The sequence below is a fragment of the Rheinheimera marina genome, from assembly GCF_042654345.1.
GTDB classification, from domain to species: domain Bacteria; phylum Pseudomonadota; class Gammaproteobacteria; order Enterobacterales; family Alteromonadaceae; genus Pararheinheimera; species Pararheinheimera marina.
The window spans coordinates 348441-373481 of sequence record NZ_JBHSGB010000005.1 but is presented as its reverse complement, the minus strand read 5'-3'; the positions used below and the strand labels follow the sequence as shown (position 1 = coordinate 373481).

The 25041-nt window shown below is 52.6% G+C and carries 19 protein-coding genes; all 19 read left to right on the top strand.

Annotated elements, in window-relative coordinates:
• The first annotated feature begins 38 nt into the window (after positions 1 to 38).
• The 19 genes from ACFO3I_RS05865 (at position 39) to ACFO3I_RS05775 (ending at position 24959) form a co-directional block, all read left to right on the top strand.
• Positions 39 to 998, top strand: a complete 960-nt coding sequence (locus tag ACFO3I_RS05865) for a LysR family transcriptional regulator (RefSeq protein WP_377332507.1) — start codon at positions 39 to 41, stop codon at positions 996 to 998.
• A 130-nt stretch (positions 999 to 1128) separates the two neighbouring features.
• Positions 1129 to 2397, top strand: coding sequence for an endonuclease (locus ACFO3I_RS05860; protein WP_377332506.1), 1269 nt, complete (start codon positions 1129 to 1131; stop codon positions 2395 to 2397).
• A gap of 125 nt (positions 2398 to 2522) precedes the next feature.
• Entirely contained in the window at positions 2523 to 3401 is an 879-nt protein-coding gene (locus ACFO3I_RS05855) for an EamA family transporter (RefSeq protein ID WP_377332504.1), read from the top strand.
• Positions 3402 to 3510: 109 nt separating this feature from the next.
• Entirely contained in the window at positions 3511 to 4587 is a 1077-nt protein-coding gene (gene astE, locus ACFO3I_RS05850) for a succinylglutamate desuccinylase (protein ID WP_377332503.1), read from the top strand.
• 251 nt (positions 4588 to 4838) lie between these two features.
• Entirely contained in the window at positions 4839 to 6023 is a 1185-nt protein-coding gene (locus ACFO3I_RS05845; protein ID WP_377332501.1) for a thiamine pyrophosphate-dependent dehydrogenase E1 component subunit alpha, read from the top strand.
• On the top strand, positions 6023 to 7000 hold the full coding sequence (locus ACFO3I_RS05840; protein ID WP_377332499.1) for an alpha-ketoacid dehydrogenase subunit beta: 978 nt from the start codon (positions 6023 to 6025) through the stop codon (positions 6998 to 7000). The genes ACFO3I_RS05845 and ACFO3I_RS05840 overlap by 1 nt, the downstream gene beginning before the upstream one ends.
• A gap of 11 nt (positions 7001 to 7011) precedes the next feature.
• Positions 7012 to 8550, top strand: coding sequence for a dihydrolipoyllysine-residue acetyltransferase (locus ACFO3I_RS05835; protein WP_377332498.1), 1539 nt, complete (start codon positions 7012 to 7014; stop codon positions 8548 to 8550).
• 77 nt (positions 8551 to 8627) lie between these two features.
• Complete coding sequence (locus ACFO3I_RS05830) at positions 8628 to 10460, top strand: protein kinase domain-containing protein (RefSeq protein ID WP_377332497.1); 1833 nt, start codon at positions 8628 to 8630, stop codon at positions 10458 to 10460.
• Positions 10461 to 10462: 2 nt separating this feature from the next.
• On the top strand, positions 10463 to 12283 hold the full coding sequence (locus ACFO3I_RS05825; RefSeq protein WP_377332496.1) for a M1 family metallopeptidase: 1821 nt from the start codon (positions 10463 to 10465) through the stop codon (positions 12281 to 12283).
• 62 nt (positions 12284 to 12345) lie between these two features.
• Positions 12346 to 13041 (top strand): SIMPL domain-containing protein, encoded by a 696-nt coding sequence (locus ACFO3I_RS05820; RefSeq protein WP_377332494.1) that lies wholly within the window; start codon positions 12346 to 12348, stop codon positions 13039 to 13041.
• A gap of 103 nt (positions 13042 to 13144) precedes the next feature.
• Positions 13145 to 13618 carry a GAF domain-containing protein gene (locus tag ACFO3I_RS05815; protein WP_377332492.1) on the top strand — a complete coding sequence of 158 codons (474 nt, stop codon included), beginning with the start codon at positions 13145 to 13147 and terminating at the stop codon, positions 13616 to 13618.
• Complete coding sequence (locus ACFO3I_RS05810; protein WP_377332491.1) at positions 13615 to 13932, top strand: hypothetical protein; 318 nt, start codon at positions 13615 to 13617, stop codon at positions 13930 to 13932. Before ACFO3I_RS05815 ends, ACFO3I_RS05810 begins: the two co-directional genes overlap by 4 nt.
• A 6-nt stretch (positions 13933 to 13938) precedes the next feature.
• Entirely contained in the window at positions 13939 to 14652 is a 714-nt protein-coding gene (gene proQ, locus ACFO3I_RS05805; RefSeq protein ID WP_377332489.1) for an RNA chaperone ProQ, read from the top strand.
• Positions 14653 to 14669: 17 nt separating this feature from the next.
• Positions 14670 to 16691, top strand: a complete 2022-nt coding sequence (gene prc / locus ACFO3I_RS05800; protein WP_377332487.1) for a carboxy terminal-processing peptidase — start codon at positions 14670 to 14672, stop codon at positions 16689 to 16691.
• Positions 16692 to 16769: 78 nt separating this feature from the next.
• Positions 16770 to 18251 carry a Na+/H+ antiporter NhaC gene (gene nhaC / locus ACFO3I_RS05795; protein WP_377332486.1) on the top strand — a complete coding sequence of 494 codons (1482 nt, stop codon included), beginning with the start codon at positions 16770 to 16772 and terminating at the stop codon, positions 18249 to 18251.
• An 88-nt stretch (positions 18252 to 18339) separates the two neighbouring features.
• Complete coding sequence (pepN, locus tag ACFO3I_RS05790; RefSeq protein ID WP_377332484.1) at positions 18340 to 20919, top strand: aminopeptidase N; 2580 nt, start codon at positions 18340 to 18342, stop codon at positions 20917 to 20919.
• Positions 20920 to 21141, top strand: a complete 222-nt coding sequence (locus ACFO3I_RS05785) for a DUF2835 family protein (RefSeq protein WP_377332482.1) — start codon at positions 20920 to 20922, stop codon at positions 21139 to 21141. It begins immediately after the preceding gene.
• Positions 21142 to 21445: 304 nt separating this feature from the next.
• Positions 21446 to 23578: a DUF1302 domain-containing protein gene (locus tag ACFO3I_RS05780; RefSeq protein WP_377332481.1), complete on the top strand. Its 2133-nt coding sequence runs from the start codon at positions 21446 to 21448 to the stop codon at positions 23576 to 23578.
• A gap of 19 nt (positions 23579 to 23597) precedes the next feature.
• On the top strand, positions 23598 to 24959 hold the full coding sequence (locus tag ACFO3I_RS05775; RefSeq protein WP_377332480.1) for a DUF1329 domain-containing protein: 1362 nt from the start codon (positions 23598 to 23600) through the stop codon (positions 24957 to 24959).
• Positions 24960 to 25041 lie beyond the last annotated feature (82 nt).

Here is a 25041-nt window from a genome sequence, read left to right as displayed (position 1 = left end):
ATTAATTGTTTTGCATCACTGTATAGATAATTATCAATATGAATATTCGCCATCTGACCTTTCGTTTGTTGCAGGTGTACCAGCAAGTGGTTCGCACCGGTTCAGTGTCGGCGGCCGCCCGGGCCTTGCATTTAACCCAGCCGACCGTGTCTTTGCAGCTAAAAAAGTTAACTGAAGAGTTGGGTGAACCCTTGCTGGAATCGCAGGGAGGTAAACTGGTGCCGACCTTTGCCGGTCAGGCCTTGTATCAGGCGGCCAGCGATCTGTTTAGCCGCTTTGACGATTTAGCCGACGAACTGGCCGAAGCCAAAGGCGGTCAGGCTGGCCGGCTCAGCATAGGTATTGTCACCACCGCCAAATACGTGATGCCGACCATTCTTGGCGCCTTTGACCGGGCTTTTCCAAAACTGCAGGTCACCCTGAATGTGGGAAACCGCGCCCATATTCTGCAGCGTTTTGCCGCACAGGAAGACGATTTGTATCTGTTCAGTCAGCCACCCAGTGGAGAGTTGGTGCAGGCCGGACGCATAATGAAAAATCCACTGCAACTGATCGCGCCGGCCAGTCATTGGGCGGCGCACCAAGCCGGGCCTTTAGCTTTTTCCCAGCTGAAAAATGAGCGTTTTCTGATGCGCGAACCAGGCTCGGCCACCCGGATGCAATTTGAAGCCTGGTTAAGCGGCCAGGGCATTGAACTGACCCGCACTATGCAAATTGAAAGCAATGAAGCCATTCGTCTGGGCGTAGCGTCCGGGCTTGGCCTGGCGGTGTTGTCGAGCTACACCTTAAGCCACGACCTACAGGGGATAGCACAGATCCAGACGCAAGGCTTTCCACTGAACAGCCATTGGTACCTGGTGGCACGCAAAGACAAACGGCTGAGCGCACCGGCACGGCGTTTTATTCAGTTTTTGGCCACACAACTGCAGCACTGTGTCGAACCGACCCAGCTGGTGGACGATATCCGCCAGTTGCCGGCACATTTCTCACTGGATTGAAAATTAAATGTAAAAATAAAGTTTATAAAGTAATTGGGTTGTCAAATTCTCAATCTATGATGACAGGGTGCCAGGAAGGCGCATAAAACGGCCAGGGAGGTTTACACAGACCTATAGAAAGGGAAGATGAATGACTAAATTTGCTTTACTGAGCCTGGCCCTGTTCAGCGCCGCCAGCTCCGCCAACTTGCTGATCAGCGAGGTGCTGTATGACGCACCGAACAATGACAACACCGAAGAATTCGTCGAGCTGTTTAACACCAGTTGCAGCAGCATTAATCTGCAAGGTTATAGCCTGCAGGATAACGGAGGTAGCTTTGCTTTATCCGGCACAGTGCCAGCGCGCAGCTATTTCCTGGTGGCAAAAAGTGCCAGTGCTTTTCAGTCCTTGTTTGGTCAAAGCCCACAGTTAGCTGGCATGACACTGGCGTTTGGGAACAGCGGCGACTATGTCCGGCTTACGAATGGCAGCACCGAAGTCGACGTGGTGGGCTGGGAAGGCGGTTTGTCTGGCTGGAACCTCAATGCAGTAGACAAATCCATCAGCCGCACCAGCAGCACGGACAGCAATTCGCCATCTGACTGGGGAGTATCTGCCAGCACAGGCAACCCGGGGGCAGGGGTATTCAGCAACAGCTGTGGCGGTTCGGGCGGCGATAGCGGCAGTGGCGACCCTGTTAACCAGTCCACTTATTATGCTGCCGCGGCAGGCAAAACCGGTAGCCAGCTGAAGTCGGCGCTGAACAGTATTTTGCGCGGCCACTTGCGGCTGAGTTATGCCGAAGTCTGGACTGCGCTGGAATACACAGACGAAGATCCGGCCAACAGCAACAATGTTATTTTGCTCTACACGGGCCGCTCCCAGGCCAAGAGTTTCCGCGCCGGAGCCAGCAATTCGCAGGACGCCTGGAACCGTGAACATGTCTGGGCAAAAAGTCACGGTTTCCCCAATGAAAGTCAGTATGGCTACACCGATATTCACCATTTACGACCGGCCGATGTGTCGGTGAACTCGGCACGTGGAAACAAGGACTTTGATCTCGGCGGCACAGAAATCGGCGAAGCGCCCGGTAATAACACCGACAGCGACAGCTTTGAGCCACGCAATGCGGTGAAAGGTGATGTGGCCCGCATGATGTTTTATATGGACGTGCGCTATGAAGGCGGCGACGACAGCGGGGTGCCGGACCTGGTGCTGCGCAACTATGCGCCAACCGGCAGCAGCGCCCCGGAGATGGGTAAGCTCTGCGTGTTATTGCAGTGGCACCTGCAAGACCCGGTGGACGCTACAGAAACCCGGCGCAACAACCGCATCTATGAGCTGCAACAGAACCGCAATCCATTTATTGATAACCCGCAGTGGGCTCAATCCATTTACGGCGCCGCCTGTGGCCTGTAACCTGCACTAAACGCCTGAACATACAAAGCCCACTGTGGTGGGCTTTTTTCTGTGTTACTTTTTTATTGCTTGTGAGCGACAGTGGCTGCGGGCATTATGGTTGTTTTGTACGTCTGGACTTCTTTATGTCTTTATGGATCCCTTTTACCTTGTTGGCCGCACTGATGCAGGCTATTCGCAATGCGCTGCAAAAGACCTTATCAACGCAGACCTCAGTGCTGGGTGCCACCCTGGCCCGTTTCTTATTTGCCAGCCCCCTGGCGCTGCTCTACCTGCTGGGGTTGTATCAATGGCAACCCTATGACTGGCCAGAAATTTCGCCTGCGACTGTCGCTTATGTGCTGGGCGCAGCGGTGATGCAAATTCTGGCGACGGCGCTGATGGTGAAACTCTTTACCTGGAAAAACTATGCCATTGGGGTCGGACTGGCTAAAAGCGAAGCTGTGTTGGCCGCACTGCTTGGCGTGGCCTGTTGGCAACTTGAACTGAGTGCCCTTGGCTGGTGCGGCGTAGTACTTGGCAGTGTGGCGGTATTTTTACTGGCCGGAGCCAGCAAAACCAAAGCGCTCAGCTGGCCTGTGCTTGGTTTGGGTTTAGGCTCTGGCCTTGCTTTTGCCCTGGCCGGGCTTTGGGTGCGTGAAGCGGCGCTGTCGACAGGCTTGGTGTTTTTGCCCGCTGCGGCCTGGATTTTGCTGGCGGTGATTTTGACGCAAAGCCTGTTGCTGGGCAGTTGGGTGCTGTTTAAAGAGCCCGCCACCCTCATCACCTTATGGCGTTGTCGGCGCCTGACTTTTTTCAGCAGCCTGACCAGTGCACTGGGCTCTTTGGGCTGGTTTACCGCGATGAGCCTGCAAAGCGTGGCTTATGTCAAAACGCTGGGGCAGGTGGAAGTGCTGTTCAGCCTGGTGATTTCCACTCTGGTGCTCAAAGAGCGGCTAAAAACCGGCGATCTGACGGGTTTGTTATTGGTAGTGGCGGCTGCAGTGCTGGTGATTTGGGCCTGAGTGCGGTTGCGCTTGATGTATTTGTCGTTACACTAGAGCCGATTCAAGCGCCTGCACCCGACAGCTTTTTCACCACAACAAGGCGCAGTCAGAATGGAGCCCCAGTACCATGTCGTTAATTCCTGCCGAACAGGCATTCAGCCAACTGCAGTCGACCGCCGATTTTCTCGCGCTGACCCTCGAGCAGCCGGACCAGCTGCCCGCCTTTGAATTTCACTTAGCTAATGGCACCCGCATTGCAGTCTGGCACACTGGCGTGCTGCTGGCGGAACCTGCAGTGCCTGGTCAGCAGGACATAGTGCTGTCCTCTGGCATTCATGGCAATGAAACCGCACCTATCGAAATTTGTAATGGCATTTTGTCTGACGTACTTGCGCAAAAGCTGCAGCTGACCGAGCGGGTGTTGTTTTTATTCGGTAACCCTTGGGCCATCAATGCCGGGGTCCGCGAAATTGAAGACAATTTAAACCGGCTGTTTTCCGGCCATCACAGCAAAGACGATGGCCTGACCAGCGAAGGTGGACTCAGTAAAGAACGTGCACGGGCCAAACTGCTGGAAGAAAGTGTGCTGAAGTTTTACCAGCAGGCACCTGCAGGCGAGCGGGTTCGCAAGCTTTATGACCTGCACACCGCGATCCGCGGCTCCCGGTTTGAGAAATTTGCCGTCTATCCGTTTTTGCATGGTAAGGACTGGAGCCAAACTGAACTGCAATTTCTCAAAGCCTGTGACATCGACACCTTTTTGCTGATGCAAAGCCCGGCCAGTACCTTTAGTTATTTCGCCGCCCAAAGCTGTCAGGCGCATGGTTTTACGCTGGAGCTTGGCAAAGTACGGCCTTTTGGCCAGAACGATTTAAGTCGCTTCAGTGCTACAGACAAGGCACTAAGGGCGCTCGTCAGTGGTCAGCCGCTGTCATTGTCAGCATTTGTGGAGGCCGAATTTAACTTTTACGAAGTGCGCCGCGCCATTAACAAACAAACGGACGCCTTTCGCTTGTGTTTTGAAGATGCGATTGAAAACTTCACCACTTTCCCTGTTGGCACCGTGCTGGCCCAAGACGAGGGCGTGCAATACAAAGTCGAGGTGGAGGGCGAGGCGGTTATTTTCCCTAATCCCAAGGTCGCTATTGGCCAGCGCGCCATGTTGCTGGTAAAGCCGGTTTCTGTTGCTGGCAAAGTCAGCTGACGGCGAAAAAATACGCACTCAGTACAAAATGCCATACAGCAAGCAGCCTTCAGGGCTGCTTTTCTATGCGCTGTCGGTTGCAATGCAGTTTACGTAAAGGTAAAGTTGCCGCCGTTTACTCTAAATAGAAAGAACTATAGAAGGTCGGTTCAGGCCTCAAATTGTCAGCTCTCCAGGGGCAAACAAGACGCTCAGTGTTGTTTTGTACCTGGGTGACCATCGTCTGACGGAAACAACCAAAAGAGACACCTATGACGAACCCGAATAATGCCACCATATCCACGGTGCACAGTGCTGAGCTTGTCAGCGGCTATGCATTAGAAATTCCAACCCTGCGTGTGCTCAAAGATGACGGCACTGTCTATGAAGGCGCAACCTTACCTGAACTGAGTAAAGAACATGCGCTGAAAATGTACGACACCATGCAGTTTATCCGGGTGCTGGATGAACGTATGCTGGCGGCTCAGCGTCAGGGCCGTATCAGCTTTTACATGCAGTGTCTGGGTGAAGAAGCCGCCACCATTGGCAGCGCGGCCGCTTTGCATGACCAGGACATGATCATGGCTCAGTACCGTGAACAGGGGGCATTGCGTTACCGTGGTTTTAGTCTGGAACAGTTTATGAACCAGCTGTTCTCCAACGAAAAAGACTTGGGGAAAGGGCGTCAGATGCCGGTGCATTACGGCAGCAAAGACATTTATTACATGACCATTTCATCGCCGCTGGGCACCCAAATTCCACAAGCCGCAGGCTATGCCTATGCACAAAAGCTGCGTGGCTTGTCCAACATCACTTTGTGTTATTTCGGTGAAGGTGCAGCGTCAGAAGGTGACTTCCACGCGGGTCTGAATATGGCCGCAGTGCACAAAGCGCCGGTGATTTTCTTCTGCCGTAACAATGGTTACGCCATTTCAACTCCAGCCAATGAGCAATTTAAAGGCGATGGTATTGCCTGCCGTGCTGTGGGCTATGGCATGAAGTCCATTCGGGTGGACGGTGCCGACATTATGGCGGTGTACCAGGCCACCAAACTGGCGCGTGACTACGCGCTGGAACACAACGAACCTGTGCTGATTGAATCTATTGCTTACCGTTTAGGGGCTCACTCATCGTCAGACGACCCAAGTGGTTACCGCTCGAAAGAAGAAGAAGAACTGTGGCGCAAAAACGACCCGGTGTCGCGTTTCCGTTTGTGGTTAGTCAAACAGGGCTGGCTGGATGAAGAAGCCGACAAAGCCAAGCTGGATTTATTGCGTCAGGAAATCCTCGACGCACTGAAAGTGGCGGAGAAAGTGGCGAAGCCAGGTATTGAACACCTGATGTCTGACGTCTATGCCGAGCCTATCCCACTGCTGAACGAACAACTGGAAGAACTGAAAGCTCATATCAGAAAATACCCGGATGCCTATCCGGTCACGGCGGGGAGATTAGACTAATGGCCAAGATGAATATGCTGCAGGCGATTAACAACGCCCTGGATTTAGCGATGGCCAAAGACGACGCTGTGGTCTGTTTTGGTGAAGACGTCGGTTATTTTGGTGGTGTATTCCGTGCCACCAGTAAACTGCAGGAAAAATATGGCAAAGCCCGTTGTTTTAATACGCCACTGACCGAACAAGGCATTGCCGGTTTCGCCAATGGCATGGCGGCTCAGGGCATGAAACCAGTGGCTGAAATTCAGTTTGCTGATTATATCTTCCCGGCGTTTGACCAGCTGGTGAATGAAACTGCCAAGTTCCGTTACCGCTCAGGCAATGAGTTTAACGTGGGTGGTCTGGTCATTCGTAGCCCTTACGGCGGCGGTATTGCCGGTGGTCATTACCACAGCCAGTCACCAGAAGCTTATTTTGCCCACACGCCAGGCCTGAAAATTGTGGTGCCACGTGACCCGGCACAAGCCAAAGGTTTATTGCTGGCGGCCATTGCCTGCCCGGATCCGGTGATTTTCTTTGAACCGAAAAAGCTGTATCGCGCTTCAGTTGGCGAAGTGCCGGAAGAGTATTACGAGCTGCCTATTGGTCAGGCGGAAGTGGTCAAAGCAGGCAAAGACGTGACAGTACTGGCCTGGGGCGCTCAGATGGAAATTATCCAAAAAGCGGTAGACATGGCCGAAGCCGATGGCATCAGCTGTGAAGTGATTGACCTGCGCAGCATTCAGCCGTGGGACGCCGACACTGTCGCCACATCCGTATTGAAAACCGGCCGCCTGGTGATTAACCATGAAGCGCCACTGACTGGCGGTTTTGCCGCGGAAATTGCCTCGACCATTCAAAAGCGCTGTTTCCTGCACCTGGAAAGCCCGATTGAACGGGTCTGTGGTCTGGATACGCCTTATCCGCTGGCGCTGGAAAAAGAATACGTGGCCGACCACCTGAAAACCTACGAAGCCATTAAACGTTCGTACCATTTCTGAGGGCAGAACTGATGAAAAAAGATTTTATTCTGCCGGATATTGGTGAAGGCATTGTTGAATGTGAAGTGGTGGAGTGGCTGATTAAAGAAGGCGATACCATCAAAGAAGACCAGCCGGTTTGTGACGTAATGACCGACAAAGCGCTGGTGCAAATTCCGGCTGTGTACGACGGTGTGGTCACCAGACTGTATTACCAGAAAGGCGACATTGCCAAAGTGCATGCACCGCTGTTTGAAATGGAACTGGCCGGTACTGCGCCAGCCGCTGCTGCAGTGGCTCCACAGCCAACACCAGCAGCCGCTTCGGGCACAGTGCTGGAAGACTTTATTCTGCCGGATATTGGCGAAGGCATTGTGGAGTGTGAAATCGTCGAATGGCTGGTCAAAGAAGGCGACGTGCTGGCGGAAGATCAGCCGGTCTGTGACGTGATGACGGACAAAGCCCTGGTGCAAATTCCGGCCAAACATGCCGGTAAAGTGGTGAAGCTGCATTACGCCAAAGGCGACATTGCCAAAGTTCACAGCCCGCTGTTCCAGCAGCAAATTGAAGGCGCCGCAGGCACTGCTGCCAGCGCTGTATCTGCACCTGCTGCTGTCTGCCCGTTAGCGGCAAAAACTGCCGCAGCGCCAGCCGTGTTTGTTGGCTCTGGCAAAGCGGTGGCCAGCCCTGCGGTGCGACGCCTCGCCCGTGAGCTGGGTGTTGATTTGACCAAAGTGCAAGGCTCCGGCGACAAAGGCCGGGTTTATAAACAGGATGTGCAGGCCTTTACCTCTGGTGCCTCACCTGAAGTGAAAGCGGCCCCAGCCCCGGCTGCGGCGGCACCTGCCACCAGCACAGGTACGGGCGGTAGCCGTAAAGAGCCAATTAAAGGCGTGAAAGCGGCGATGGCACGGCAAATGATGGAATCTGTGTCGACCATTCCGCATTTCACCTACTGTGAAGAAATTGACCTGACCGACCTGATTGCGCTGCGCCTGCAGCTCAAAGACCAGTATGCCAAACAAGGCGTAAAACTAACGATGATGCCGTTTTTTATGAAAGCCATGTCGCTGGCGTTGCAACAGTTCCCGATTTTAAACAGCCAGGTCAATGCCGATTGCACTGAACTGACGTACTTTGATGACCACAATATTGGCATCGCGGTGGACTCCAAAGTGGGCCTGCTGGTGCCAAATATTAAAGGCTGTCAGGAGAAGTCGATTCTGCAAATTGCCACTGAACTGACCAAGCTGACCGAAGCGGCGCGCGAAGGCCGTGTCAGTCCGGCCGACTTAAAAGGCGGCACCATTACCATTTCCAATATTGGCGCTATTGGCGGCACTGTGGCGACGCCTATTATCAACAAGCCGGAAGTGGCCATCGTGGCTTTGGGCAAAACCCAGCAGCTGCCACGCTTTAACGCCAATGGTGAGGTGGAAGCCCGCTCGCTGATGCAAATCAGCTGGTCTGGCGATCACCGGGTGATTGACGGTGGTACCATCGCCCGCTTTACCAATTTATGGAAGAGCTATCTGGAGCAACCGGCGTCTATGCTGCTGAGTCTGCGTTAAGCGCTGGCTTCCACCCGGTATTTTTGTTAAAACCCTGCAATTGCAGGGTTTTTTATGGCGCCAGTACAGAGCATTCGATGGAAAAACATCAGTTACGCAATTTTTATATTCCGGAAGAACAGTCGGTTTATCTGCTCAACGCCAACGATGCGAAAAAGTTAAAGGACTGGGTGGCGCTTTGTATGTCGGAGCTGGAAAAACTCGGTTACCGCCAAATCGAACTGGTGGGCAAAGGCGCGTACGGCTTTGTGTTTGCTGGGCTCGATGCCAAAGACAATCAGGTGGTGTTTAAATTCAGCCGGGTGAATTTGCCCGTGCATATACAGGAGCGGCTGGCCGACGAAGCCTATATGCTGTCGCAGCTACAGCACCCGAATGTACCGCCCTACCTGACCTATCAGTTGGTGAAAAAGCAGGGCATTCTGATGATGGGCCGGGCCAAAGGCATCGATCTGGAACACTACAGTCTGCGTCATGGCCGCTTACCGGTGCGTTTATTGCTCAATATTGCGGCTCAGCTGGCCAGTCTGTTGCAGGTGCTGCGGTCACATCAAAAAGATGGCGAGCCTGCGCCTTTGGTACATGGCGATGTGAAACCGTCCAATATTGTCTATGACGAAAGCACAGGCCAAATCAGCCTTGTGGACTGGGGCTCTTCGGTATTTGCCCAGTTAGACGCACAAGGCCAGTACATCAGCAACAATGTGATGCAGCTGATGTCGTCCGATTTGCAAAGTACCAATGCCCGGCTGGGTGACGTGTATTTTATCGGACCTGAGCAGCGCAGTGGCGCCTTGTCGAGCCCACGTTTTGACGAGCAAGGGGTCGCCAGTACCTTGTATGCGCTGGCGTCCGGCCAATCCTGTCGTTTTGGCCGTAAGGCCATTCCGGCCAGAAGCCTGGGCTTACCGGTCGAGTTTGCCACTTTACTCGACAGCCTGCTGGCCGACGACCCGCAATTAAGGGCCCAGGCCGGCGATTATTTTCTGCAGCGCATGCCACAACTGAAACAACTGGTGACGCCAGACTTGCCTTTATTGCCAACGGCGGCAGTGCTGCCGGTGCGGGTGGAAGCCAAAACGGCCGAACTCGACACTGTGGTGTATTCGTCGCGCAAGTCCTTCCTGCGTGAACACAGTGATGAAGAAGGCATTCAGTATGTTGACGACGTGCAGCTGGAGCGTTACTACAAAAACTACCTCGAGGGCATGGGCGAAACTGAAAAAGCCTTTGTCGCAGCGGTCAGCCGGCTCGGTCGTTATCCGGTGACTGGGGGCCTCGCTATTCACTGGCGGCCGGACGGGGTTTTTATTGATTCAAGCCTGAACCTGTTTGACGATAAGCTGCAACAAGCCTTTGCGGTTGCTGTGAATAATATGGTGCAGCTGGCGCGCTCCATCGCCAAAGTCGGGGTCTTTAAGGCCTGTTTGTTTGATGCGCGCCAGACCATTCACTTAGCCAGGGATCAGATGGACCAGGCCTTTGTGGTGGCCAAGGGAACCAAGATCCAGTACCAGATCGGGCAAAGTTTGCCGGATGAACCCAGTGCTCAGCACAGTTACTTTGAAGACGGTAAAGACCCGGATGAGCAACTGGTGCTGCCAGACGCCATTATGGCCGACCTGGCTGCGCTCAATCTGATCCGTCACACCGGCTGTATTATTTTTGAAGTGACGGCCTTCTACATGAAAATACACAATTATTTCCGTCTGCTCGATCCGACCAGGGAGCAGGAGTTTGCGTCCTTGCTGGCCGATATTCTGGCCAAAGTGCCGCTGATCCAGGGCGAAGGGGTTGGCGGTTTTATGAAACTGCCACACAAAGAAACCCGACGTTTTAACCATCAGGCTCAGCAAGAAGTCTGTTATTACCCGGCCAATCCACTGGCCTATGTGCAACCCGGAGTTTAGTCATGCGTTTGCTTGTTGTCTTGTTAGTGTTTTTTGCCGTGGTCGCCAAAGCGGACCCTCATAGTTTCAGTAATTCGGATATCGTTTCGCACCCGCATCTGCAGCTGGATCTGACCGCCGATTTTGACAAAAAACAATTGTCAGGTTTTGTTGAACTGGACCTGGAATGGCATCTGCCAGAAGCCCGCGAACTGGTGCTGGACAGCCGGGATTTAACTGTCCAGCGGGTGATGGGGCGCACCGCCGAAGGCCAATGGCAGGCGCTGTCGCACCAGTTCGGTAAAAAACAGGCCGACCACGGTCAGGCGCTGATCATTGGCTGCCCTGAGCAGTACAACAAAGTGCGGGTGTATTACCACACCAGTCCCAATGCGTCGGGTTTGCAATGGTTAAGCGCAGAGCAGACCAGCGAAAAAACACAACCCTTTATGTTCAGCCAGTCGCAGTCCATTCATGCCCGCAGCTGGATCCCGCTGCAAGACACGCCAGAACGGCGGCTGACTTTCAGTGCCCGCATCCATACCCCGAAAACTTTGCTTGCCGTGATGGGTGCCGATAACAGTGCCAACCTGGAACGCGACGGGGATTATCAATTTGAGATGCCGCAACCTATCCCGGCTTATCTGATTGCACTGGCGGTTGGCGACCTGCATTTTAAAGCCATGTCTGAGCGGACCGGTGTTTATGCCGAACGAGCCTGGCTGGACAAAGCGGTGGCCGAGTTTGGCGATACCGAACAGATGATGCAGGTGGCTGGGCGGATGTACGGCGACTATGCCTGGGGTCGTTACGATATTCTGGTGTTACCAGCCAGCTTCCCTTTTGGTGGCATGGAAAACCCACGCTTGTCTTTTATTACACCGACAGTGATCGCTGGCGACAAAAGTCTGGTCAGTTTGATTGCGCATGAACTGGCGCATTCCTGGTCGGGCAATCTGGTCACCAATGCCAGCTGGCATGAGTTATGGCTGAATGAAGGTTTCACCAACTATGTGGAAAACCGCATTATGGCGGCTGTGTATGGTGAAGAGCGCGCCTTGCTGGAGCGTCAGCTGGCGGTACAGGAACTTCAGGCTGAACTCCCTGATCTGGCCCCAGCCGATACCCGCCTGGTGACCGATTACTCTGGGCGAGACCCGGATGAAGCCTTTACCCAGGTGCCCTATGTCAAAGGCATGTTGCTGCTGCAGTTTCTGGAACAGCGCTTTGGCCGCGAAAAATTCGATGCCTTTTTAAAGCACTATTTCGCCAACTTTGCTTTTCAAAGCATGACCACAGAGCGCTTTTTACGTTATTTGCGCCAGACCTTATTGCAAGACCCGGATACCGTCAGTTTTGGTGAAGTACTGGAATGGCTGAATCAACCCGGTCTAGCCAGCACCTTTGTGGCGCCGCAGTCGGATGCCTTCGCCCAGGTTGATCGTCAGGCCAGCCAGTGGCAACAAAGCGACGACCTGAGCAAATTGCAGACAACTGACTGGTCGATTCACCAATGGTTACATTTTATTAATCAGCTGTCTGCTAGTGTCCGGCCTGACCAGCTGGCGGCTTTGGATCAGACCTTTGGTTTGAGCCAGAGCCAGAATGCCGAGATTGCCTCGGCATGGTTTGCGCAGGCGATCAGCCGCAATTACCAGAGCGCGCTGCCGCATATTAAAACTTTTTTACTGCAGGTGGGGCGGCGTAAGTTTGTGGTGCCTTTGTACCAGCAACTGGCGTCGATGCCAGGTGGCCAAGCGATGGCAACGCAGATTTATCAGCAAGCCAAAGCGGGCTATCACCCATTAACGCAGGTGGCAGTGGAGCGGGTACTGAAGCGCTGATTTCAGGTCAGGTTCAGTCAGCACCTGCCAGACTGCACCTGAATCACGAAAGGAGACGACCTATGAACACTTATCCAAAATTGATGTCTGCTGCATTGGTTTCTGCATTGCTGCTGAGCAGTCCGCTGTGGGCGGCTGAACCGCCAACGCCACTGGTGTCTGTGTCAGGCTCTGCCGTACTGCAGGCTAAACCGGACGCGGTCAAGTTGACCATGCAAATTCAGCAAAAATCGGAGCAGGTCAGCAGCGCTAAAACCCGGGTCGATGAGCAGACGGATCAACTGAGTAAAGCCTTATTGAAACTGGGCATAAAACCTGAGTATTTCAGTAATGCGCCACTGCGTATTCAGCCGGATTATCAGCATGATCCAGAGCAAAAGCTGCCGCAGCGTTATCTGGTCGCCCGCGAAGTCAATGTGACGTTGCAGGACCTCAGCCTGTACAGCACTGTGCTGCAAAAAGCGGCAGACTTGGGTGTCACGCAGCTGAACCAGACTGAATTTCTGGTCAGTGATGCACCTAAGCTCTACCAGCAAGCGCTGTTGGATGCCTATGCCAACGCGCGCAGCAAAGCCGAATTGCTGGCCAAAGCCAGCCAGATGAGCTTAGGCAAACCACAACGTATCCAGGAGCAGGGCAATGCACCGGCGCCGGTGATGCGCATGGCCAAGGCCATGGCGGATGGAGCCGAAGTGGCTTTTGGTCAGACCGATATCCGTGCTGAAGTGATGGTTGAGTTTGAATTAAGCAAACCCTGATTAAGGAGCCATGCAGCGTATAAACTTTTCTGCCAAGAGGTTTAAATTTGCCGTTAAACCAAGTAATGTAAGGGCCTTTGAAGTCTGGGTAGTAAAAGAGTTCATGAGCGAAAGCAAAGCTGAATTTTATACGCTGCTGGTCCAACAGGCCAAAGCGCTGATTGAAGATGAATCGGATCTGATTGCCAATATGGCCAATCTGAGTTCGTTGTTATTTAATGAAATGCCTGATCTGAACTGGTCAGGCTTTTATATTTTGCGAGACGACACCCTGGTGCTGGGGCCTTTTATGGGCAAACCCGCTTGTGTTCGTATCCCGGTAGGCAAAGGCGTGTGTGGCACTGCAGTGTCCAGCGGTCAGGTGCAGCTGGTTAAAGATGTGCACGAATTCCCCGGCCATATCGCCTGCGATGCTGCCAGCAATTCAGAAATCGTGTTGCCTGTGCGTCTGCGCGGCGACATTATTGCCGTACTGGACATCGACAGTCCGAGTCTGGCGCGGTTTGATGCTGAGGATCAGCAGGGACTGGAGCAACTGGTCGCTGTGTTTGAACAGCATTTGGCTGCCACTCTATGAAAGATTTAACCAGCGTTCATGATTACCTGCTCAGCCCGAATGATGTCGGCGACTGGGAAGGTGAAGAAGAACTGGTCGCAGATAAAATTAACGCCGTGTTCCATGCCCTGTGGCAACATTTGCCTGATGACAGCCCATTGGCCGTGATCGACGAGCTGATGCACAGTGTCTGGAACGAGCTGCGTGGTGGTTATGTGCTGCTGGAAGCTGATGAAGATGAGCTGGTTGACTGGGCGCTGGCCTATGTCGACCAACGATTAGAAGAAGGTGTGGATCCTGACGATCTTGCCGAAGATGATGATGAAGAAGAGTAATTTTGCATGACAACTGCGATTGAACAAAACCCGGCTCAGAGCGCTGGCAAGGACGTAAAGCAAGTGCTGGCCCAGCTCAGCGAAAAATTTCCGCTGTGTTTTAATCTGACGGGTGAAGCTAAACCGCTGAAAATTGGTATTTTTCAGGATTTAACTGAACGTCTGACCGAAGAAGATGGCATCAGTAAAACGCAGATCCGTCATGCACTGCGCATGTACACCTCCAGCTGGCGCTACCTTGCCGGCGTGAAACTGGGGGTAGCCCGGGTTGACCTGGACGGCCAGGCCGGTGAGCTGATTGACGAGCAACAGGCACAGCATGCGGCTCAGACGCTTGAGCAAAGCAAAGCCAAAGCCGCCGAAAGCCGTAAAGCCCGCCAAGCCGAAGAGCGCGCGAAACAGCGCGAACAACAGAAAGAACAACGCAAAGCCGCAGGCACTGACAAAGCTGGTTACAAAAAAGCAGCTGCCAAACCTAAAGCAAAGGGCGCACAATCAGAGCGGCCTGAGCACAAAGCCAAAGCGGTTGAATCCAAACCAGAAATTGAACTTTTAGCGGTGGATTTTGCCTCATTACAAGCTGGTGCCGCTGTGCAACTGAAAGTGGGTCAGAGACCTGTTCCTGCCACTGTGGTTGAAATCTCCAAGAATGACGTTGTGGTACAACTGAACTCAGGCATGGTGATTAAAACCACCAGCGACAAATTGTTCCGCCTGTAACCAAATACGAGAGACTCATGAATAGATTATCCGCTGTTGCAGCTCTGGTGATGCTGATGTCGGGCGCTGTGATTGCAGCACCTGTGATTGATCCAACCCCTGAACTGAAACAGGAACCCCAACACGCGACGGCCTCAAAACGAGTCAGTAACTACTTTAGCCGCGAGCATTACCTTGGGATTCGCATGGATGATCAATTGTCGTCCAAGGTGTTTGACCGTTACCTGAAAAGCCTGGATTTCTTCAAAAATGTGTTGTTGAAATCCGACATCGATGGTTTTGAAAAGTACAGAACCAAGTTTGATGATGCGATGGTGTCCGGCGATTTTTCCATAGCCTATGAAATGTTTAATCTGACGTTAAAACGCCGGATGGAACGTTTTGACTATGCGCTGACGCTGCTGGATAAGCCTTTTGATTTTACTCAAAAGGACGCGTATGAGTTTGAACGGGAAGATTCGCCTTGGGTGACTGATCTGGCGCATCTGAATGAGTTGTGGCGGCAGAAGGTGAAGTACGATGCACTGAACCTGAAGCTGGCTGGCAAAGACGATGCAGAAACCAAAAAACTGCTGACCAAACGTTATGAAAACGCCAAGAAGCGCCTGACTCAGACGGAAAGCGAAGATGTGTTCCAGATTGTGATGAACTCGTATGCCCGCAGCATCGAAGCGCACACCTCGTATTTATCACCACGCAATGCCGAACGTTTCCAGCAGGAAATGAATCTGTCACTGGAGGGCATTGGCGCCGTGTTGCAGGCTGATGACGACTTCACCGTCATTATGAGCCTGGTCCCAGGCGGCCCGGCTGATTTAAGCAAAAAAGTCAAAGTCAAAGACCGCATTATTGGTGTGGCCCAAGGCGAAGATGAATTTGTCGACGTAGTGGGCTGGCGTTTGGATGACGTGGTGGACCTGATTAAAGGCCCGAAAGGCTCAACGGTGCGTCTGCAGGTGCTGCCAGGTGGCGATGCCACTACAGGGACTCCGGCGCAGGTGACCATAGTTCGTGACAAAATCCGTCTGGAAGACAGAGCAGCCAAAGGCGAAGTGCTGGATCCTAAACTGGCGCCTTTAGGGAAGAAAATCGGTGTGATTAATATCCCGAGTTTCTACAACAACCTGACCGAAGATGTGAAAAAAGAACTGGCCAAACTGAAGCAGGACAAAGTGGATGGTGTGATCATTGACTTGCGCGGCAATGGTGGTGGCTCCTTACCTGAAGCTATTTCTCTGAGCGGTCTGTTTATTGAACGTGGCCCCGTGGTGCAAATCCGTGAAGCAGGCAACCGGATCAGTGTCAGTCAGGATCAGGACCCGTCGGTTTTCTATGATGGCCCGCTGACGGTGATGGTGGACAGATACAGCGCTTCTGCTTCTGAAATTTTTGCGGCTGCGATGCAGGATTATGGCCGTGCGCTGATTGTGGGCGAGCACACGTTCGGTAAAGGCACTGTGCAACAACACCGAGGTTTGGGCCGTGTCTATGACATGTTCGAACAGTCATTAGGATCGGTGCAATTTACCATTGCCAAGTTCTACCGCATCAATGGTGGCAGTACACAACACAAAGGCGTAACGCCGGACATCGTGTTCCCGTCACCGATTGAACCAGGCGAGTGGGGCGAAAGCAAAGAAGAAAACGCTTTACCATGGGACAGCATTCCGGCGGCCCAGTACCGCGCCTCTGATGAAATCCGTAAAGATATTCCGGTCTTGTTACGTAAGCACGAAGAGCGCTTTAGCAAAACGCCAGAATATGCTTACCTGATGGAAGACATAGCGCAGTACAACAAAGACAAAGACGAGAAAACCATCTCGTTGAATGAAAAAGAACGTCTGGCGCGCAAAGACGAAAACTCGGCGAAAGACTTAAAGCGGGTGAACGAACGTCTGGCCCGTCTGAAGTTACCACCGGTAAAAACGCTGGACGACTTGCCTGAAGTTCTGGAAAAATTGGATCCTCTGCTGGAGGAGACTGCGCAAATCACCATTGATTTACTCAGTCTTGGCCAGACAGCCAAACGCGCTGAATAAAGAAAGGCGGTGTGAACACCGCCTTTTTTCTGATTAAAACTAAACGAAAGAACTGGCCCAAGCCAGTCAGGACAGACCATGGAACACAACACCTCAGTCAAAGAACCCAGTTTCCTCGATGCCAGCCTGCCACTTGTGGTGCTGGTATTTTTGTTAGGCCTATCTGTGTTTCTGTACGGCAGCGACTCGTCTTACGGCCCGAATCAGATTGCACTTTTTGTGGCGTCTGGGGTAGGCGTCATTATCGGTCTGAAAAACGGCTACAGCTGGACCGAAATAGAGCAGGCGATGGTGAAAGGCATTTCCTTGTCACTTGGCGCTTTATTGATCCTGTTTTCAGTGGGCGCGCTGATTGGCACTTGGTTGTTGTCCGGCACTGTACCTTCACTGATTTATTACGGCTTACAAATTCTGAATCCATCCTGGTTTTATGCTGCCAGCTGCTTGCTCTGTGCTGTCGTTGCCTTGGCCATTGGTTCCAGCTGGACCACAGCAGCCACTATTGGTGTGGCACTAATTGGCGTTGCTTCAGGTCTGGGCATGTCGCCGGTAATCACCGCTGGCGCCATCGTATCCGGTGCTTATTTTGGTGACAAAATGTCTCCAGTCAGCGAAACCACTAACCTGGCACCTGCAGTAGCCGGTTCGAATTTGTTTGACCATATCCGTCATATGACCTGGACCACAGTGCCAAGCATGGTGTTGGCGCTGATCCTGTTTGCAGTGGTTGGTTTTAACTCACAAGGCAGCGCGGACGATTCTGCCATCCGCGCCATCAGTGAAACTTTGCTGCAGCATTTCAACATCAGCCCGCTGATGTTGGTGCCACTACTGGTGTTAATGGCGATGGCGGTGAAAAAAGTGCCGGCCTTCCCAACGGTGTTTATCGGTGCTTTATTGGGCGCCGCTTGGGCTGTGGTGTTCCAGCCTGAACTGGTCGAAAAAATGTCTGACCCTGAACTGAACCCTGTACTGGCACAGTTAAAAGTGGTCTGGAGTACCTTGCACGGTGGTTTCGTGATTGAAACCGGCAATGTCGAGCTGGACAAACTGCTAAACGGTGGTGGCATGGTCAAGATGCTGAACACCTGCTGGCTGATTTTTTCTGCAATGATGTTTGGTGCTGTGTTGGAGCATATTGGTTTACTGCGTAAATTTATCCAGGGCATTCTGGTCTGGGCCAAGAGTACCGGCTCGTTAATCACCAGCACCATCGTGACTTGTTTCGCCACCAATATCCTGACTGCTGACCAGTACATGTCCATTGTGATGCCCGGGCGTATGTACAAAGAAGAGTATGAACGTCGTGGTCTGGCGCCGGTGAACCTGTCCCGTACGCTGGAGGATGGCGGTACCATCACCAGCCCGTTGATCCCGTGGAATACTTGCGGTGCTTATATGCACGGTGTGCTGAATGTGAACCCGTTGGACTATGCTTTTTACGCATTCTTTAACCTGATTAACCCGGTACTGGCCATTATCTATGCCTACCTGGGGATTAAAGTGCTGAAACTGACACCACCTGACACACCCTATAGCGCTGCGGTGCAACAGAAATAATCAGACAAGGCCAGGCGACTGGCCTTGTTTTTAGCTGTGACTTGCCAACAGGCTGACAGCCCGCACAACGGAATTTGGAACTGAACTTATGACGCAAAACACCTTACGCCAGGCCAAACGACTGGCCGACTATCAGGCCCCTGACTTTACCATCACCGATGTGGAGCTCTGGTTTGAACTGGAACCGGCCACTACGTTGCTGACAGCGCGTTACCAGCTTAAATCACAGCGTAAGGGCGCTACGGAGTTAGTGCTGGACGGCCAGCAGTTGGAGTTGCTGTCGGTGAAACTGAACGGCCAGCAACTGACGCCAGCGCAGTATCAGGTGACAGACGACCATCTGCGTATTGACCAAATGCCTGCGCAGGCCGAACTTGAATTGCAGGTACGCTTAAATCCTGCTGCCAATACGGCGCTGGAAGGTCTGTATTTGTCAGATAGCGCCTTCTGCACTCAGTGTGAAGCCGAAGGCTTTCGACGGATTTGTTATTACTTAGACCGGCCTGATGTGATGGCCCGGTTTACCACTCATATTATTGCCAATCAACAGCGCTACCCGGCGTTGTTGTCCAATGGCAATAAAGTGGCCGAGCAGCAGTTACCTGATGGTCGCGTGCAGGTCAGCTGGGTCGATCCTTTCCCAAAGCCCTGTTATTTGTTTGCGCTTGTGGCGGGGGATTTCGACTGCCTGACAGGGCAGTACGTCACCCAATCTGGGCGCACTGTGTCGCTGGAGTTTTATGTCGATAAAGGCAATGCAGCACGGGCCGAGTTTGCGCTGGAGGCCTTAAAGCGGGCGATGTGCTGGGATGAACAGACCTATGGCCTGGAATACGACCTGGATAGTTATATGGTGGTGGCCGTCGACTTCTTTAATATGGGCGCGATGGAGAATAAAGGGCTGAACGTGTTTAACAGCAAGTACGTGCTGGCCGATCAGCAATCAGCCACCGATACCGACCTGTATAACATTGAGTCCATTATTGGCCATGAATACTTCCATAACTGGACAGGGAACCGTGTAACCTGCCGGGATTGGTTTCAGCTAAGTCTGAAAGAAGGCCTGACGGTGTTTCGTGATCAGCAATTCAGTGCCGATATGGCTTCTGCCACGTTAAGCCGTATCGATGCAGTGAAGACCATTCGTACCCACCAGTTTGCCGAAGATGCCGGACCAATGGCGCACCCGATCCGGCCAGCACAAGTACTGGAGATGAATAACTTCTATACAGTGACTGTGTATGACAAAGGGGCTGAAGTGATCCGCATGCTGCATACCTTGTTAGGCGCGGCGGGTTTTCGTCAGGGTATGGACTTGTATTTTGCCCGTCACGACGGTCAGGCGGTCACCTGTGATGACTTCGTCAGTGCGATGCAGGATGCCAACGGCCGCGATTTAAGTCTGTTCCGTCGCTGGTACAGCCAGTCCGGTACTCCGGAGCTGACGGTGCAGTCGTCGTTTGACGCTGAGCAGCAACAATTCAAGCTGGTATTCAGCCAGCATACGGCCGCTACTGCTGATCAGCAGGACAAGCGCAATCTGTTGCTGCCGGTGCGGATTGAACTGCTTGCGAAGAACGAGAAGCAACAGCACTTATTGGTGGTCAGCGAAGAGCAACAAAGCTTTAGTTTTGCCGTGGCAGAACCGCCAGTGGCGGTGATCCTGGCCGATTTCTCTGCGCCGGTACGGCTGCACTACCCGCAGTCAGTCAGCCAGTTGCTGACCGTGGTGCAACATGCCTCTGACGGGGTCGCCCGTTGGGATGCAATGCAGCAACTCTGGAGTGATTTAGTGCGTCAGGCGGTGCGGAGCTCTGAACCATTGCAGGTGCCTGCCGAGGTAGTCGCCCTTTACCGCGCTTTATTGGCAACGCCAGAGGGGGACCTGGCATTTTTAGCTGAGCTGCTCACGCCACCGTCGTTCGATTTATTGGCGGAGCAGTACCAGCCGGTGCCGGTCGATGCCTTGTTGCAGGCGCTGCAGCAAATCCGGCGGCAGCTGGCGGACGAACTGGCGGCGGACTGGCTGAACTGTTACCAGCAACTGATACCAGCTCCATACGCCTATCGGCAGGAGCAGGTGGCAGCGCGCGCGTTACGCGCGCTTTGCCTGGATTACCTGGCGCAGTCCGGCCAACAGGCAGAGTTATTGCTACAGGCCTACCAGAGTGCGGATAACCTGACCGATCAACTGGCGGTGCTGAAAGCCTGCCGTAATGCAACCCACCCACTGTTCGAAACACTGACCGCACAGTTTGAACAGCGCTGGCGAGAGGATGTACTGGTGCTCGACAAATGGTTTGCACTTAAAGCCAGTTTGCCGACCAAAGATACGGTGTACCTGTTGCCGCATTTGACGCAGCACCCGCAATTCAGCTGGCAAAATCCAAACCGGGTAAGGGCGGTTTACATGGCCTTTGCTCAGCAAAACCCGACGATTTTCCATGCCGCTGACGGCAAAGGTTATCAGGTACTGCAACAGGTGGTGCTGAAACTGGACCCGATCAATCCACAGCTGGCGGCGCGGCTGGTGACGCCCCTATTGTCATGGCGCCGCTTTGAAACGCACAGGGCGGCTCAGTTAAAGGCTGTGTTGTCACAAATGCTGGCACAGCAGGGGTTGAGTAACGACCTGTATGAAAAATTAAGCAAGAGCCTGAGCGACTAAATGCGCCACTACCGTTTTCCTGTGCTGTTGGATAAAGGCCAGTGTCTGGCCTTTTATCAGGGCCGTATTACTGACGTGGTGGTGTATGCCGAAAACGGCCAGACCGTGCAATTACCACTGCGGTATTTTCGCCCTTATATGCAACATGACGGCTTGCAGGGTTACTTTGTGTTAACACTGTCGGATGACGGCAAGTTTGAGCAGTTACAGAAAATTAATTAGAGCTATTACTTTAAACGGAAGATTAAAACAACGCCCCTATTTTTTTATACTTTAATCAGTATTTTCATTAAGTTAGCTGCTCAGTGGCAGGTAAAAGCGAATGCCTCAAACTGGTGCAACCACTAAGGTCCCCCCCAGTGGTGAAAAACTGAATAGAAATCAAGGGATTTGGTCCGAGCCAAGCCTTGCGCCCTGATCAAAATGATGCAATGATTTCCTTGAAATGGGCTGTGCTCCGAGCAGTTGGCTGGCCTGATAAATAAAAAAGAACAAAAACCTGCAGGGACAGGGGGGAGACTAACCAATGAATAAACAGCAACTTGCCTTTGCTAAACACAAATTAGCAACCGGCGTTGCTTCAGCGTTGTTTGCGTTAACCGCAGGCTCCGCTCAGGCCGCCACTTTCAGTTTCGACGATGTCGATGTCGTGTTTGACTCAACCTTTTCTTACGGTGCCAGCTGGCGTGCTGAGAACCGTGATTTTGACACCATCAGCAAAGTGAACCACCCGCGTTTTGACTGGTCCGGTTACTCAGCTTTTGGCAACCCAATTTACACCACGTCACAAATCTGGGCCCAACCTGGTTCCTATTCAAGTAACGGTGATGCTGGTAATCTGAACTTTGATAAAGGCGATATGTTTTCAGAGGTGTTCCGTGGCACCCACGAGCTGTCGATTGCCAAAGACGATTTAGGTTTCTTCAGCCGTTTCACGTATTTTTATGACAAAGCGCTGATGGACAAAGACGGTGCTTACACTAACCCGGTATCAGGCAATAAAGTTGACCCTTGTGCGGATAGCGATGCCCGTGCACTGGCGTGCCGCGACATCCGCTTGTTGGACGCTTATGTCTACGGTAACTTCGCATTAAATGACGGAGCCAACCCGTTATCGATTCGTATTGGTCAGCAAGTGCTGAGCTGGGGTGAGAGCACCTTCATTCCACATGGTATTAACATTACGCCGGTTGACGTTGGCACCTTACGTACGCCAGGCGCTGATTTAAAAGAAGCCTTTATCCCTGTGGGGATGGCTTGGGCCTCTTTAGGTATAACCGAGAACTTCTCTGCGGAAGTCTTCTACCAGTACGAGTGGCAGAACAGTTACCTGCCGGTGCCTGGTACTTACTTCTCCACCAACGACTTTGCCGGTGAGGGCGGTTATGCCCAGAACGTGCAGTTAGGTTTTGCTGGTTACCCGGATATTGATTTAGATTTCCTGGTGCAGGAAATGAATGGCCTGTCGACGCAGGCCGGTGGCATGCTACAAATTCTGGGTAACCCAAATGCAACTGCAGCACAGAAAGCTGCGGTGGTGAATGCGATGCTGGCGTACTCCACTAAAGTGACCTTACGTCCAAAAGGTTCTGCCGGTGAAATTGAGCCGGAAGACGGTGGCCAATACGGTGTGAAACTGAACTACTTCTCGTCTGAACTGAACGACACCGAATTTGCGCTTTATTACATGAATTACCACAGCCGTACGCCGCTGATCTCAGGTATTGCGTCTGACTTCACTGTGGGTGCAGCCGACCGTGGTGTGGTGCAGTCCTTGCTGTATCTGCAGCAGAACGCTGGCAACATCACAGAAGACAATATCGCCGGTATGGATGTGTTCTCTAAAGCACTGATCCAATACCCGGAAGATATCAAACTCTACGGTTTCAGCTTTAACACCACAGTGGGCGATACCTCGGTTGCCGGGGAGTTCGCTCATCGTACCGACGAACCTCTGCAAATTGACGACGTAGAAATTCTGTACGCCGGTATGCCGGAACAATTAGCCAATGCGGGTTTACGTCCTGAACTGGAAGGCATCAGCCAGGTTGGCCGTGCCGACGGCAATAAAGTGATGCCGGGTGAATTTGCTCAGGGTTATATCCTGACTGATACCTCACAGGCTCAGGTGACAGCAACGCATCTGTTTGGCCCGCTGTTGTTTGCCGACAACTTCACCATGTTAGCCGAAGTTGGCGGTATTAAAATTCACGACATGCCGGACCCGTCGGTACTGCGTTTAAATGGTCCGAACACAGACCGCAGTGGTGGCCCGCTGCTGGGCACCATCAACAGCGGTCCACTGGTGAATAAAGACGGTGTGCATACCGCATTGTCCAACGGCGCGGAGACCAATCCGTTCCCGACGGCTTCTGCCTGGGGTTATCGTTTGTTAGCCAAAGCAGATTTCAACAACGTGTTTGCTGGTGTGAATATGAATCACCGTCTGGTGTTCTCACATGACGTAAATGGTATTACGCCAGATCCGCTGTTTATGTTCTCCAAAGACAAAAAATCAGTGGGCTACACCATTGGTTTTGACTACCTGAACCAGTGGTCAGCTGAATTTTCTTACAACGCATTCTGGGGTGGTGTAGGTACTACCAACAACACCGCAGACCGCGATTTTGTCTCGTTTAACATTAAGTATTCTATCTAAGGGACGGGGATATAAACCTATGAAAAAAATCACCCTGGTCGCGTCGACCATAGCGCTCGTACTGAGCTGTGGCGCAATGGCAAAAATTCCTGCGGATCAGGTCGCCCGTTTAGGCGCCGATCTGACTCCGCTGGGTGCAGAAAAAGCCGGTAATGCCGATGGCAGTATCCCGGCGTGGGATGGTGGTATTAAAACGCCACCGGCTGGTTACAAAGTGGGCGATCACCATCAGGACCCATTCTCTGGCGACAAAGTGCTGTATACCATTACGAAAGCCAATTTGGATCAGTACAAAGCTTTACTGAGCCCAGGCCAGATCCGCCTGTTCGAAAGCTACCCAGACAGCTACAAAATGAATGTGTACCAAACCCGCCGTACGGCCTCTTTCCCACAGTATGTGTATGATGCCACCAAAAAAATCGCCCCGAATGCCGAGTTGGTGGAAGGCGGTAACGGTATCGTGAATGCAGCCATTGGTATTCCATTCCCAGTGCCACAAAATGGTCTGGAAGCGATTTGGAACCACTTACTGCGTTACCGCGGCGTGGCAGCCAGCCGTAACGGCGGCCAGGTAGCGCCAACAGCCTCTGGCGACTTCGTGACTATAGGTTTCGATGAGCAGATCATGTTTAAGTACTCTGCACCGGACGCAACAGTGGACGCGCTGCAAAAAGAAAACATTCTGTTCCGCTTCAAACAGGCAGTGACGACACCAGCCCGTCTGGCCGGTACGGCGCTGTTGGTGCATGAAACCATGGATCAGATTAAAACCCCTCGTCAGGCATGGACCTACAACACAGGTCAGCGCCGGGTCCGTCGTGCGCCAAACGTGGCTTACGATGCGCCAGGTACAGCGTCTGACGGCCTGCGTACCACAGATGACTTTGATATGTTTAACGGCTCTCCAAACCGCTATGACTGGAAGTTAGTCGGTAAGCAGGAATTACTGATCCCGTACAACAGCTACAAGCTGCACAGCGACACAGTGAAATATGCCGATCTGATCAAACCTGGTCATATCAACCCAGAGTATGTACGCTGGGAGAAACACCGGGTTTGGAAAGTAGAAGCCACACTGAAGCAGGGCACCAGCCATGTGTATGGCAAACGGGTATTCTTTATTGACGAAGACAGCTGGCAAATCCATGTGGCCGACCTGTACGACAACCGTGGTGAACTGTACCGTGTTGCGGTTGCCCATGGTCTGAACTACTACGAAGTGCCAACACACTGGAGTACGTTAGAGGTTTACCACGACCTGAACACCCGCCGTTACCTGGCGATTGGTCTGGACAACGAAGACAAGATGTACGACTTCGGTGTCAAACTGACTGACAACGACTTTACGCCGGCCGCTCTGCGCCGCGAAGGCACCCGTTAAACCGGAGCCGCAAGAGAAACGGTTGGCTTGGGCCAACCGTTTTTGTTTCAGAACAAATACTGAGTGAAAACTCTAATGAAGT